Source organism: Pseudomonas rhizophila (assembly GCF_003033885.1).
Lineage (GTDB): Bacteria > Pseudomonadota > Gammaproteobacteria > Pseudomonadales > Pseudomonadaceae > Aquipseudomonas > Aquipseudomonas rhizophila.
The window spans coordinates 2710584-2724137 of record NZ_CP024081.1 but is presented as its reverse complement, the minus strand read 5'-3'; the positions used below and the strand labels follow the sequence as shown (position 1 = coordinate 2724137).

Genomic DNA, 13554 nt, shown 5'->3' with positions numbered 1-13554 from the left:
AGGCTTATGCGAGCAACCGCGACCAATCGACAGCCGTAGCGGTGCCCAGCGCAAAGCCGGTGCCGGTCAAGGCCAGGTTGGGGTTACGGGCCGGGTCGTGTTCAAAGCGCGCCCGCCATTTGTCCTGCAGAGCGCCGGCAGCCTGTGGCGCTTGGGCGAATGTGCCGGGGTGCAGCATCTGGGCCTGAGGGGTCCAGACGGTGAGATAACCCGCATCGGACGCTTTCAGGCACAGATCGACATCGGCAAACGCCTCAGCGAAGTGTTCCTCGTCCAGGCCGTCCACGGCTTCGAACAGCTCCTTGCGGATCATCAGGCAAGCGCCCGACACCGCCGAGTAGCTCTGCTCCACCTGATGACCGTTGAGGTAGCCCTTGGCGTCCTTGCGTTCGCCAACAAACACCGAGCCCACCTGGCCGTCGGGCTTAAGCACCAGCCCGGCCTGGGTGGTGACACCGCGGTTGTCCATCTGTTTGCTGCCGACGATCCCCACTTCAGGCCGCTGGGCCTGGTTGAGCAGACTGTCTAGCCAGTTGGCATTGACCACTTGCACCTGGGCCGACAGCAGCACCAGATAGTCACCTTTGGCCTGGCCGCTGGCCCAGTTGTACAACGCCGAAGTGCTCAAGCGGCGGTCGCTGCGCAGGATGCTAATCCGGTCGCCCTTGCCTTCCAGGCTATCCAGCCACTGGATCAGGTCTTCGGATTGGCTGTGGTTGTCGGCAATCACGATTTCATGACGATGGTAGCGGGTACGCTGCAGCACGCTGACCAACGCCTGTTGGATGTGTTCGAAGTTGTCGCGGCTCTCAAGGATGATCGACACCAGTGGCCGTTCGGCGTGCTGGTAATCGATCTGGTAGGTCAGCGGCTGGGCCGAAGTGACCTGGGCGCGATAGCCCCGGGCAGTCAAGTGACGGGTCAACACCTGACGCTCTTGAGGGTTTTCTTCCTGCGTCGGGGCGTTGCAGATCAACAACGGCTCGGCCAGATGCGCCAGGCCGCTGAGCCCTTCGTCCTCGATCAGGCGCAACAGCAGGTCCAGTTCCAGGGCCTGGGTGTATTGCGCGGTAAAGCCACGGGCCTGGGTCAGCACCTCACGGTGAATCAGCCAGTGCCGCGCCATCAACGAAGGCACCGATTGCAACAGATCGAGGTTGACCCCCGGGCGGAATACGTCGGTGAGGCCGCCATCGGCCTTGCGCTGGATTTCATCCATGGCCACCGCGCGCACGCCCTCGGCACCGATCAGTTCGAGACTGGCGCGCAGCAGGCCGCTTTGGGTGAACTGGTCACCGGCTTCGGCCAGCAACAGCCAGTCGGCGGTGGATTGCCCGACGATCTGATTGATGCGCTCGACGTAATTGGTGGTGCTGACTTTGACGAAGTGCACGGTGTCACGCGCGGTGGTGGTCGCCGGCAAGTCACCCGTGGTGAACACCACGACGTTGAATGCTTTGCAATGGCCGTTGACCAGGCTGTCGAAGGTAGCCTGCAACTTGAACATGTCAGCGTCCAGATCCAGCAACAGGATGCCAAACCGCGGCCCGCCCTGATGCTCGGCCAGGTGGGCGGCGATGGACTTGAGTTGCTGTTCATCGGGGTTACGTGCTTCAAGCCAGCTCAACAAGCGACCGGAGTGCATGTTCTCCAGTAACCGGCGATCCTGCTGCCCCGGCACCGAGTCCAGACGCTCGAGCCAGGCCTGCAACTTCACCGATTCTTCAGGCTCGTCGCTGTTCTTCAACGACTCGGCCAGGCGCTTGACCACGGTACGGTTGAACGCATAAAGACCTTGGGCTTCCCACAAGCGGCTGCGTATCGTGCGTTCGTTGTCGTTGGGTTGCACCTGCATCAGTTCGTGCTGGCGCAGCAGGATGCCTTCCAGTTGCTGAAGCTGAAGGCGACCGGCCGGCATTGCATGCAGCAGGAATTCAAACTGGGTCAGCAGATCGAAAACCCGCTGATTATAAAATGGCATTTCGACAAACTGCTGGGGGCCAAACGAACGCATCGGCTCGCCCCCTGCTTCCAGCCAGGCCGAACGAATGATCTGTGTACCTTTGAGTGAGCGCCCCTGCTGCAAGCAGTCAGCCATGGCCGCAAAACTGTCCAAAGCAATCTGTTTGATACGCTCCGGAGCCTGCTCGGTAAGCTGGGTAGGCACGGATGCCAGAAACTCGGCGAACTGTTCACGCTCGGCAACGCTTTTGGCATCCTTGAAGGTGAGCACGGTCAACACATTGGTGTTGTGTTCGGAACCGCCGTAGTTGAGTTCGCGCACGGCGAACGGAATCGGCAAGATCCGCGCCTTGGCGCACGCCAACAAGTAAAAGGTATGACCGATTTCCTGCCATTCGAAACTGGTGCCTGGCGGCAGCATGCCGTACCACTGCTGCAGCAGGTCGGTGCGGGTCACGGCGTAGAACGGCGGAAGGAACTGATCCATGAAACGGATCACACGGTCCTCGGCCAGTTCGCTGTTGTAGTCCTCATGCACCTTGCGATCACGACGGAAGTAGCAGACTTCTGTGGCGCAGGACAAATACATGATCCCGTAGCCATGGCACAGGCCATAGTCAGGATTGGCTTCGAGGAACTCCACCGATTCGGTCAAGGCATCGTGCAGCAGGAAATCGTCATCGGCGGCGAACACCATGTAGGGCGTCGTGACCTGATTGACGCCGTACACCAGCTTGTCTTGCAGCCCCTTGTAAGTGAACTGAGGCAAGTGCCGGTAATCGACCGAGGGAAAGTCCCGGGCAATTTGCTCATCGCGCTCGACCGATGAATCAAGCACCAGCACCGAACACGGATAGCCGCTGTAGTAATGCAATGTCCGGCGCAGGAACGCACTGCGGTTGTGGGAGATCACCACCACTGTGAACCGCTCGTTCAGCGGTGCCACGTTGCTTTGAGCATTGTTTCGAACCTGCATATTTCCTGTCCCCACAACCTGCCAGACGCCAATGATTTGATACGGATGAATTAACGAACCCGGCGCAGATAGCCATCCGGTGCAACGGTGATCAGCAGCTTGTTCTGCAACTGCCGGTCAATTTCGAAATCGCCATTTTCCTCGAGGTATTTCCACACCGCGGTTTTCGGGTTGTCGCCCGGGCCCCATGGACGATCCGGGAAAAAGTCCGCCGGCATGTCCTCGACCACCGTGTCCATCACCACGCAATAGCTGCCTACCGAAACCAGCGGCGCGTACAGACGCAGTTCTTCGAGCACATGGTCGTGGGTGTGGTTGGAATCGAGCACCAGGATGACTTTCTTGCCTTTGGCCGCTGCATGGACCTGCTCGGCGATAGCCGCATCGATGCTCGAACCCTCGATCATCGAGATGCGTTTGCTCATCGGGTGGTTTTCGATGGCTTCACGGTTATGCGGGCGGATATCCAGGTCGATGCCCAGCACTTCACCGTGGCCTTGCAGTTCCAGCAACGAGGCGTAGTAGATGATCGAACCGCCGTGGGCGATGCCGCACTCGATGATCAGGTCAGGCTTGATCTGCCAGATCAGTTCCTGCATGGCCATCATGTCCTGCGGCAACTGGATGATCGGCCGGCCCATCCATGAAAAATGGTAGCTGTACTTGTGGCGGGCCGATTCGTTGAAGAACTCCTTGGCCAGCGCAACGACTTTCTCGTCTTGGCCTTGAGCTGAGATTTCAGCCTGGCATTGGGCTTCGAAAGTTTTATGAAGAGTATTGTCGGTCATGTTCGAATCTCGCGGTTATTGGAACGAAGCGCTGTCAACGGCGTGATAGACGTATCGCCCACCGGTCATCCGCTTGATCTCTTCGAAGTAATTGGAATTCATCACAAACAGATTGGCGCCTTCAGGCAAGGTGTCCATCGCCTCCTGGGGGGAGGACACTCGCACACCACTCAGAGGCAAGTAGCGCCCCTGCTTGGTTGGATTGATATCCACCACGCGATCCACTGCCACGCCTGCACGTTGCAGCGCTAATGAATAGATCACGCCTTTGGAGGAAGCGCCCCAGATCGCCGAACCTTGCTCAGGCGCGCCCCGGATGATCTGCACGGCACGGTCGAGGCTGGCGGTGAAGTTTTCAGGCAGCATCAGCGGCTGTGGTGCCTCGGCGGGTGTGCTGCGCAAAGTGGAAAGATCCGCAACGATGTAAAGGTATTGGCCGCCGAATAAATGACCCGCCTCGTGCACCGTCCCGAACATTGCGCGCAAATCGGCGAGGCGGAAGTAATTCACGTGCTCGTAGAACACATCGAACCAGGCTCTGTGCTCCACAATCCAGTCGAAACACGGCACTTCGATATAAATCTGTCCGTTCTGGTTGGCAGCGGCGATTTCAGTCAGAAAACCGACCGGATTGCTGATGTGCTCCAGCACATGGCGCAACACAATGGCATCAGCCGCCATCCCCAACTCCCGACTGAAGGGAGCCTTGATCACATCAGGGTTATCACCTTCATAGGAAGGATCGATCCCGGTGATGGCGTAGCCCATGCCTCGCAGCATCTCGAGGAAATAACCTTTTCCGCAGCCAACTTCAATCAGGCTTTTGTCTTTGAAATGTCGCGCCAGGATCGCTTCGACGTCATTCAGGTGCTGTTGAAACTGCACTGAGTGAGCCTGCTCGTTTTGATAGTCGACGTCATAACTGAGTTTGCTCGCGTCGAATGCCTGATTGAAGATCAGACCGCTCTGGCTGTCCTGCACCAGCACGATATCCGCGCTGGCCGACGCCTGAGCCTGTTCGGCAGTGGCAAATGTGCGGTTCTGCAGAATCGGCAGTCCGCTAGCCCGATACAGTTCATGCTGCATGTTCTTCTCTCCTGAGCTGAGAAATCCGCTGAGCATCACCCCAAAACGCCATGGGCTCATGACCCGAGTACCCGTAGTGCCCCAGGTTCAAGGCGATGGCCGACTGGCGCTCACGCACTCGCTGTTCAACCAGAGCCCGCACCGACACCGGATGACCACTGCAACAGTTGATCACCCCCTCGACATCGCGCCGCGCAATCAGCGAGGCCAATTGAGAAGCGGCTTGTCCGATTTCCAGGTAATCGCGTAACTGGTCGCCCGCAGACATGTTGAACTGCGCATCACCTTCGTCGATCGCCCGATCGAGACTGGCCAACAGACTGTTAGGGCTCTGTCCCTCGCCGTGCAAATAAAACAGGCGTGCCCACTGCAACGTAAAGGCGCGCTCGCGCTGCAAGGCTTCAAGAAACTGATGCAATGTATGTTTCGCCAGGCCATACGGCGTGCAAGGCTGTGCGATCACCGTCTCGTTCAATGGGCCACTTTGCAGCCCGTATTCAAAACAGGTACCGGTGACCAGCACATGGCTGACACCAGCCTCGATCACGCGCTTGAGAAACGCGTAGTCCAAAGGCAAGGTTCGCTCGAAATGGAACAGCGCCTGATAGTTCGGCAGGCCTGGCCAAGCCAGATGCGCGATGGCCTCGACCCCGTCAGTCAGAGCGGCCACGTCCAGGTCCGGTGCGTGGATGTCTGCCGTGCAAAACTCCACATCATCAAACCATGGCATGGCACGCGCGATTTCGACGTTTCGGCCAGAAGCTCGAACCTTGAAGCCTTTAGCGAGTAAAGCACTGACCAGATGCCGACCGACAAAACCGGTGGCTCCCGTAACCAGTACGGTCGAGGAATGCCCCATTACAGCTCAACTCCACTGAAGTCTTTGTCCAGCAACGGATGACTCGCGTCTTTGACCGACAGGTTTTTAACCGGCAACGGCCAGGGTATAGACAGTGCAGGGTCAATCACCGAAAGGCCGGCTTCATGATCCGGAGCGTAGTCAGCATCAGTCAGGTACAGCACTTCAGCGTCATCAGTGAGGGCTTGGAAACCATGAGCGAAACCGGCAGGAATCAGCAAACTGCGGCCGTCATCGGCTTGCAGCTCCTCGGCATGCCACTGCAGGTAGGTTGGGGATTGCGGCCGCAAGTCGACCACCACGTCCCATACCGCGCCCCGGACGCAAGTAATCAGCTTGGACTCTGCATATCCCGGCTTTTGGTAGTGCAGACCGCGAACGCTACCTTTTTCGACCGTACGTGAATGGTTGATCTGGCGAATAGCGAATGGACGCCCCTGAAGCGTGAGGCGGGACTGACAGAACAATCGGGCAAAACGGCCCCGATCATCGCAGAAGACTTTTTGCCGGATCAGATACAAGCCTTCCAGCGCCAACGCCTGAAGGGTGAAATCAGTCATAACCGACCTCTGTAGAGATTCAATTGATTCAGAGTTATCGCACGCATGTCATCGCCGTTCTGCCACGCCAAATGCCAATCGAGGGTCTGGGCAAGACACTGCTGCAACGACCAGCGCGGTTGCCAACCCAGCAACTGACGGGCACGGCTGCTGTCCAGGCGCAGCAGGCCGGCTTCATGCAAAGCACTCGGTTCGATCCGTAGGCCCGGCGCCAGCGGCCAGCGCTCGGCGAGCAACTGGACGACTTCGCCGACGCTGCACATGTCGGCCTCGCCGGGGCCAAAGTTCCAGGCACCGGCAAACTCCGGGCCTTGCTCATAGAGGCGCGCGGCCAATTGCAGGTAGCCGGCCAGCGGCTCCAGGGCGTGCTGCCAGGGGCGTACGGCCTGGGGATAACGCAGCGTCACCGGTTCGTCCGCCGACCAAGCCTTGAGCACGTCTGGAATCAGCCGTTCAGGGGCAAAATCACCGCCACCCAGTACGTTTCCAGCCCGGGCCGTGGCCAGGGCCAGGCCGTGTTCAGCGTAACGATCGGCGGAGAAAAACGAGGCGGCATAAGACTGCGCCAGCAACTCGCAGCAGGCCTTACTGCTGCTGTAAGGATCGTGGCCGCCCAGGGCTTCGTTTTCTCGGTAGGGCCACAGCCATTCCTGATTGGCGTAGACCTTATCGGTAGTGACCAGGACACAGGCTCGCACGCCGCCGATCTGGCGGACCGCTTCGAGCAGGTTCAGGGTGCCCATGACGTTACTGGAATAAGTGCCCAGCGGATCGCGATAACCCTCGCGTACCAATGGTTGAGCCGCCAGGTGCAGGACGATCTGCGGCTGCACGTCGGCGAGCACTTCCAGCAACGCGCCGAGGTCGCGCAAATCACCGCGCCGATCATCGATGCCCTCGCCCACCCTTGCCAGCTCGAACAGGTTGGGCTCGGTGGCCGGATCCAGGGAAAAACCGCTGACCCGAGCGCCCAGGCTTTGCAGCCACAGCGCCAGCCAACTGCCCTTGAAACCGGTGTGGCCGGTGACCAGCACCCGCTTGCCGTGCCAGAACTCCGGGCTCAACCCCATTGTTTCCATGGGGCCTCCCCGCTTTGCCACAGGGCCTCAAGATGATTTTTATCGCGCAGGGTGTCCATCGGGTGCCAGAAACCGTCGTGCTGGAACGCCTGCAGTTGCTGTTCCGTTGCCAACGCTGCCAGCGGCTCGGCCTCCCAGGAAGTCTGATCGTCAGCAATGTAAGGCAGGACCTTCGGCGAGAGGACAAAAAAACCACCGTTGATCCAGCCACCGTCACCCCGAGGTTTTTCGGTGAAACCCAGGACGCTATCGCCGTCACGCTCCAGCGCACCGTAACGTCCAGGAGGCTGGACTGCCGTCACCGTGGCGAGCTTGCCGTGCGCCAGGTGAAAATCCACCAGCGCACCGATGTTGAGGTCCGAGACGCCGTCGCCATAGGTAAAGCAAAACGCCTCTTCGTTTTCCAGATAACGCGCCGCCCGCCGCAGCCGGCCGCCGGTCATGGTGTCTTCACCGGTGTCGATCAAGGTCACGCGCCACGGCTCGCTGTAGTTCTGGTGAACGTCCATGCGGTTGTTGCACATGTCGAACGTGACATCGGAGGTGTGCAGGAAGTAGTTGGCGAAGAAGTCCTTGATGGCGTAGCCCTTGTAGCCCAGGCAAATGACGAAGTCGTGGATTCCATGAGCGGAATACTGCTTCATGATGTGCCAAAGAATTGGCTTGCCACCGATTTCGATCATCGGTTTTGGCTTGAGGTGCGACTCCTCGCTGATCCGCGTGCCGAGACCACCTGCCAAGATAACTGCCTTCATCGTCTCCCCTCTTGTTCATCACCGGGCTCGGCCAAGCGTTGTTTCGCTCTGCGGGCGCGGGGATTACACCTTCGATGCCGATCCGGGCGCCGCGGAATGCCGCAAGCGCTCGTTTTATGGCGATATGAGGGGGGCTTGCAGGAAACGCGCCAGCTCGCCGGAGGGGATTTGAATCAAAACAGGGTTGAATACTGATCTTAGTGGCGAGGGAATTTTATCCCCTCGCCACAGGCTTTCCGGCCCAAACAGCTCATGCTCAGTCCGGCAACCAGCCCCACAACCAATGCTGCAAGTTGTCGCCGCTGAGCATGAAATCACGAAGCACCGCTTCGCGCAGTTCATCGCCCATGCGGTAGCTGGCGTCAGGGTCGGCCAGGTGCATGCGGATTGCCGCGATCCATTCCTCGGTACTGTTGCTGCGCACCTTGGTACACGGCAGGAAGCCGTCGTAGGCCTTGGTGTCGGTGCAGATCACCGGGTAGCCGCAGGCGCCGTATTCCAGCAAGCGCAGGTTGCTCTTGCAGTCGTTGAAGATGTGGAACTCCAGCGGCGCCAGCGCCAGGTCAAGGTTCAGGCTGGCCAGTTTGAACGGGTAAGTCTGCAACCCGACGGAGCCGTGGAACTCATGAATGTAGGGGCGTAACGCGTCCGGGCACATCCCGAAGAACACCCACTCCACCTCATTGGCCAGTTCGCGGACGACGTCGGCAATGATTTCCAGGTCACCGCTGTGGCTGGTCCCGCCGCCCCAGCCAACCCGCGGCTTGGAAGATGTTCCGCGCCGGCTGGTCAACCGGGTCCACGGTTCGGGCGGCAGCATGTTGGGCACTACCCGAATTTCGCTATGCATGCTCGACAAGGCATCGGCCAGCGCCTGGGTCGTCACCACCACCCGGTCACACAAGCCAATTCCCTCGCGCAGCATCTGCTCGGTGTTGACCGGTTTGTTACGGGCGTGAGTATTTTTCTTGGGGGCACTGACGACGTAATCGTCGAGCTCGAAAATCCGCAAGGCGCCGGAGTACTTCTTCATCCGCAGGATGTCACCGGCAGCGCCTTCGCTGTAGCGCCCCTGCAAAACGATGGTATCCGGGGACAGCCGCTCGATTTCCACGGTCGAAGGCGACTCGTAGGCCACCCGGGCGATCACCCGCCCGCTGGCTTCGAGTTCGGCCAGCGGGGCGGTGACCCGATAGTGGCCGACCGCGGTGGAGTTGACCGGCAGTCCCAGTACCAAGGGCAATGCACGGGTGCAGAACGGATTCCAGTTATTGCGCAGTGACGGTTCCAGACTGAAACTGGAAGCCCCAAGACTCAAGGCAGGACTGTAAGCCGGGTCACGAGCAATCTGCGGCAACCATTTGCGATAGAAAACTTCGCGTTCGCGCTCCTGCAACACTTCTTCCGGCTGGGCTGACGATTGCCCGGTCGTTTGCATGACGCTGGCGTAGGGTGTCCAGACCACCAGGTAGCCATCTTTACCTGCACGCAAGCACAAATCGACGTCACTGAGGCCCTGGGTGAACGTCGCGTCATCGAGACAACCCAGCTCCTCGAACACCTGCTTGCGCACTATCAGGCAGTCGCTGCTGACCGAACTCCAGTTCTGGGTCGTATGCAGACGTTGCATGTAGCCACGAGAGGTCGCGGACTCACCGTAAAATGGTGATCCCACCGGCCCGGCCAACCCGAGAATCTGCCCACCACCGACAATCGTGCCCTGGGGGCTGAGTATCCTTGCGCCGACCACCGCGACTTCCGGACGCAGGGCATGGTTGATCATCTCGTCCAACCAGTCACTTTCGCAAATGACAATCTGCGGGCTCAGCAGCAACAGGTAGTCGCCCCGGGCCTGGCTCGCGGCAAAGTTACGCACCGAGGCGTCATTGTCGTCACCGGCGTAGCGAAGCACGCGCAGCATGCTCGCGCCCAGCTGCGCCATGTCCTCGAGCCAGCTAAGCATGGCCGAATCCCGGACGCCGCTGTCCACGATCAGGATTTCATAGTGCGTATAGGCAGTGCGCTCGATCAGGCTTTCGCAGCAGCGCTGCAAGGCTGCCAGTGAATCACCCGTGCGCAGGATGATCGACACCAACGGACGGGTGCCGTAGCGGTAGTCGATGCGATTGATCAGCGGCAACACATCCTGGCGAATCTCGTGAGGTGCGCCAATACGCTCCAGGTGAGCGCCGACCATAGGAGCGTTGCCCTCGATCACCTCGGGCCACGACAACCACTGGGCGAAGCTCAGTGTGGATTCAACCTGGATCTCGGCAATGTGTTCGATGGTTTGCGGGCCGGCCTCTTCCACCAGCCGCCAGAGCAGATCGTGAGGCGCCAGCTCACCGCGAGCCGGGTCGAACCCGCCCAGGGTCATGAAGCGTTCACGCTCGAAGGCCAGGGCCCGACCGACGTAGGGATAGGCGCGCATCAGGTCGAGGTTGAAATCAGGCTTGAACACCGGCTCGATGGACTCGCCGTTTACCAGCGCGCCTTCGTCGCTGTAAGCGCAGAGAATTCCGCTCTTGCCCGCCACGCGTTCGGCCAGGATCAACAACGCTGAATCACGGAGGGTATCGCCAGCACGCAGAAGATAGAACCAATGTGCGCCCTCCAACTGCGCAACGATGGCATTGAGTTGCCGCGCCCAGTCGGACTGATAAGGCAACTGCAACACCCGATCATTGACCTCACAACGGGCGTCGGAAAGCACCACGACAGCCTGGGCCGGATAGAGCTGGCCCTCTATGCTGCGCAGCGTGGTCGCCAATGCCACGTCGTCGCCGGCACTGTCGATGACAATCGGCACGATGTTCGGACGCAATGGCCAACTGTCGATGCGCGCAGGCATGACACGCTGCTCGACCTCGCTGAAGCGACGAATCGACAGCCACTCGCTGTAGAACTCGGCATAACTCTCGCTCTGGGCACCTACCCGGCCATTGACGACCGTATTGCGATTGCCCAGCACGCGGGTCACACATAATTCCTGCCAGGCGTGAGGCTGATCGGTGACTTTGTCCAGATCAACGCAACGCACCCAGCCAGAGGCCGGAGCCGCTTCACCGTTGCGTGCGGCGAGCATCTGCGCCAACCATTGCCACTCCACTTTCGCAGCCTTGAGCATTTCAGCAGTCTTGCTCAAACGCTCAGGGTACAAGCGCTCGATACTCAAAACCGTATTGAGCGCTGCCAGGTTACCGCGGCGCATCAGACAGACAAACAAGGCAAAGTCGAGGGTGGCAACGAAACCGGCTCCGCCCTGGACCAGCGCTGGCAGCAGCTCGAGCACATCGGCCCGGCGCATCAGGGCGGAACTGAAATTACCAACGAAATTAGTCGGCGTGCTCTCGAAAATCGCCAGCATGTCATCGCCCTTGAGCAGGGCATCGTTCGGCGAGAATCGGCAATTGTCGACGCGAGGCGGCAGGATGAAGTTGCCAGCGTCACACAACAAGCGAAGGGCAAATACCACGCTGGCATCGGCGTGATCGATCAGCACCTGGGCCTGCATCGCAATGCTCGGCGCAAACAGCCGATCATCGTCGCACAGCACTTTGATGAACTCGCCCCTGGCCTCTTCGACACAACGCAACAGGTTGCCCTGAAGCCCCAGTCGCTGCGGATTTCGCAGATAGCGGATCGGATGGGACGGCTCAGTGAAGGAATCGACTATCCGGCGAATCTCATCGCCAGGCGAATCGTCACAAACAACGATTTCAATCTGCTCGTAAGTCTGGGCCAGGGCACTGAGCAGTGCCTGATCGAAGAACCGGGGGTTGTACGCAGGAATGACAATACTGACGAGGGGCAATGGTTTCACGGCGAAAACTCTCGAGCGGCGGGCCCCGACCTTTTCAGGCCGGAGCCCCGGAACCGCTTAAAAAAGACGGTTGGCGGCTCGGTCGATACCGGCTCAGATCTTGTTGAACAGGCCCAGTTGGGTGATCTTGCTGAAAGCCAGTTGCGAGGCTTGCAGCATGGTCTGTTGCAACGTCAAGCGGGTCATCACTTCGGCCGGATCGGAATCGCGGATCGACGATTGGGTCTGGCTATTGGCCAACAACAGGCTCTGGTTCGTGTCGCTTTGGGTTTCCAGAGCCTGACCACGCCCACCTACCGAACTCAAGGCGCTGGACAACTGATCGGTGCCGCTGGCCAGGTTGCCAATACCGGAGGCCAGCGAAGCCTGCAGCTTTTGCAGCGCAATCGGATCGTTGTTGGTTGGCGTGCTCAACGCGGTTTTCAGTTGGTTCACGGTGTCCAGAATGTTCTGGGTCTCGTGAGTATTGACCGCGATGCTGAACTGATCGTCCGCACCGGGCGTACCGTCCAGGGTGAAGCTCACGCCCGAGGCGGTGGCCACGTTGCCGGCCAGGGTGCCGCTGGACACCGGCTGGCTGTTGGCGGTCAACGGCGCGGCGTACAGGTCGAAGTCGGTGGCGCTGGTGAACTTCAATACGGCCGAACCGGTAGGGAAACTGGCGTGATACGCCACCGGGTCGGTGATCTCGCTGCCCGTGACCTGGACGGTGGTCGGGTTGCCCGGGCTGCGGGTCGCGGCAAAGGTGTCCGGCTTGGCGGCCAGGGTGAAGGTATGGCCCGGCAACACGGTATTGGCATCATCACCGGTTTGCAGATTGATGTTCAGGGTCAGTTCCAGACCACGGAACTGCACCGCCTGACCTTTTTTGCTGCTGGGATCAAAAGCGCCGCCCTGGCTGGCTTCGGCGGTGACGTCGTTGCCGCCGGAGTCGGTGATTCTCAGCTGCGTGCCGCTGGTGAATTCAACGGTATAGGGTTCGCCGCTGCGGAATTTGCTGTTGTAGCTGACACTGGACGAGACCTGACCGTTGGACAGCACCACGCGACCATCGTCCACCGCCGGCGCGGTCATGGTGACCTGGCTGCGGCTGGTGTTGACGGCCTGCTGGAACACTTCCCAGCCGGTGCTGTTGGTGGCCATCGACATGGTATCGCCGACCGGCAGGTCGAGGGTCACCTGGTCACCGTTGTAACTGTAGCTGCCATCGTTGTTGCGGGTGAACGGGATGGTGTCGCCCTTGGAACCGGCAAAAATGTACTTGCCGTTTTCGTCCTTGCTGTTCATCAGGCTGAGCAACTGCTCTTCGATCTGCGCCAGCTCCGAGGCGTTGGCCTGGCGGTCGGCGTCGGTGTAGCCAGCGTTGCCGGCACCGACGGCCAATTCCTTGGCGCGCTGCAGCACGTTGCCAATGCTGGTCATCACCGCTTCAGTGGTGCCCAGCGTCGCCTTGATGGTGTTGGCGTTGGTTTCGTACTGAGCCAGCATCGAGGCCTGTGTGCCCAGTTGCAGCAGACGTGAAGCCCCTACCGGGTCATCGGCAGCGGTATTGACGCGCACCAGGCTGCTGGCCTCTTCGCTGGTCTTGACCACATTGGCGAAGTTTTTCTGATAGTTCGCAGCCGTGGATTCGTAAAACTGGGCGGTAGAAATTCGCATGGGCTAC

9 protein-coding genes are annotated in these 13554 nt (G+C 59.7%); all 9 read right to left on the bottom strand.

Annotated features, from left to right (window positions below; translation table 11 throughout):
- Positions 1–4: 4 nt before the first annotated feature.
- Positions 5–2938 carry a TIGR00180 family glycosyltransferase gene (locus CRX69_RS12820; protein ID WP_107322124.1) on the bottom strand — a complete coding sequence of 978 codons (2934 nt, stop codon included), beginning with the start codon at positions 2936–2938 and terminating at the stop codon, positions 5–7.
- Positions 2939–2988: 50 nt separating this feature from the next.
- Entirely contained in the window at positions 2989–3726 is a 738-nt protein-coding gene (locus tag CRX69_RS12815; protein ID WP_047226228.1) for a cephalosporin hydroxylase family protein, read from the bottom strand.
- Positions 3727–3741: 15 nt separating this feature from the next.
- Positions 3742–4812, bottom strand: a complete 1071-nt coding sequence (locus tag CRX69_RS12810) for a class I SAM-dependent methyltransferase (protein ID WP_047226227.1) — start codon at positions 4810–4812, stop codon at positions 3742–3744.
- Positions 4802–5671 (bottom strand): NAD-dependent epimerase/dehydratase family protein, encoded by an 870-nt coding sequence (locus CRX69_RS12805; RefSeq protein WP_107322123.1) that lies wholly within the window; start codon positions 5669–5671, stop codon positions 4802–4804. Before CRX69_RS12805 ends, CRX69_RS12810 begins: the two co-directional genes overlap by 11 nt.
- Positions 5671–6231 carry a dTDP-4-dehydrorhamnose 3,5-epimerase gene (gene rfbC, locus CRX69_RS12800; protein WP_047226225.1) on the bottom strand — a complete coding sequence of 187 codons (561 nt, stop codon included), beginning with the start codon at positions 6229–6231 and terminating at the stop codon, positions 5671–5673. Before rfbC ends, CRX69_RS12805 begins: the two co-directional genes overlap by 1 nt.
- Positions 6228–7310 carry a CDP-glucose 4,6-dehydratase gene (gene rfbG, locus CRX69_RS12795; RefSeq protein ID WP_107322122.1) on the bottom strand — a complete coding sequence of 361 codons (1083 nt, stop codon included), beginning with the start codon at positions 7308–7310 and terminating at the stop codon, positions 6228–6230. The genes rfbC and rfbG overlap by 4 nt, the downstream gene beginning before the upstream one ends.
- The gene (gene rfbF, locus CRX69_RS12790) at positions 7292–8065 is read right to left on the bottom strand and encodes a glucose-1-phosphate cytidylyltransferase (RefSeq protein ID WP_076385852.1); all 774 of its coding nucleotides are present in this window, start codon (positions 8063–8065) and stop codon (positions 7292–7294) included. Before rfbF ends, rfbG begins: the two co-directional genes overlap by 19 nt.
- A 256-nt stretch (positions 8066–8321) precedes the next feature.
- Positions 8322–11888 (bottom strand): glycosyltransferase, encoded by a 3567-nt coding sequence (locus tag CRX69_RS12785; RefSeq protein ID WP_107322121.1) that lies wholly within the window; start codon positions 11886–11888, stop codon positions 8322–8324.
- A gap of 93 nt (positions 11889–11981) precedes the next feature.
- On the bottom strand, positions 11982–13547 hold the full coding sequence (locus tag CRX69_RS12780) for a flagellar hook-associated protein 3 (RefSeq protein ID WP_047226221.1): 1566 nt from the start codon (positions 13545–13547) through the stop codon (positions 11982–11984).
- Between the last annotated feature and the right edge of the window lie 7 nt (positions 13548–13554).

What these genes read in the sequence shown, in the direction of transcription:
- CRX69_RS12820 (WP_107322124.1), bottom strand. Translation starts at nt 2,938, where the DNA reads ATGCAGGTTCGAAACAATGCTCAAAGCAACGTGGCACCGCTGAACGAG.
- CRX69_RS12815 (WP_047226228.1), bottom strand. Translation starts at nt 3,726, where the DNA reads ATGACCGACAATACTCTTCATAAAACTTTCGAAGCCCAATGCCAGGCT.
- CRX69_RS12810 (WP_047226227.1), bottom strand. Translation starts at nt 4,812, where the DNA reads ATGCAGCATGAACTGTATCGGGCTAGCGGACTGCCGATTCTGCAGAAC.
- CRX69_RS12805 (WP_107322123.1), bottom strand. Translation starts at nt 5,671, where the DNA reads ATGGGGCATTCCTCGACCGTACTGGTTACGGGAGCCACCGGTTTTGTC.
- rfbC (WP_047226225.1), bottom strand. Translation starts at nt 6,231, where the DNA reads ATGACTGATTTCACCCTTCAGGCGTTGGCGCTGGAAGGCTTGTATCTG.
- rfbG (WP_107322122.1), bottom strand. Translation starts at nt 7,310, where the DNA reads ATGGAAACAATGGGGTTGAGCCCGGAGTTCTGGCACGGCAAGCGGGTG.
- rfbF (WP_076385852.1), bottom strand. Translation starts at nt 8,065, where the DNA reads ATGAAGGCAGTTATCTTGGCAGGTGGTCTCGGCACGCGGATCAGCGAG.
- CRX69_RS12780 (WP_047226221.1), bottom strand. Translation starts at nt 13,547, where the DNA reads ATGCGAATTTCTACCGCCCAGTTTTACGAATCCACGGCTGCGAACTAT.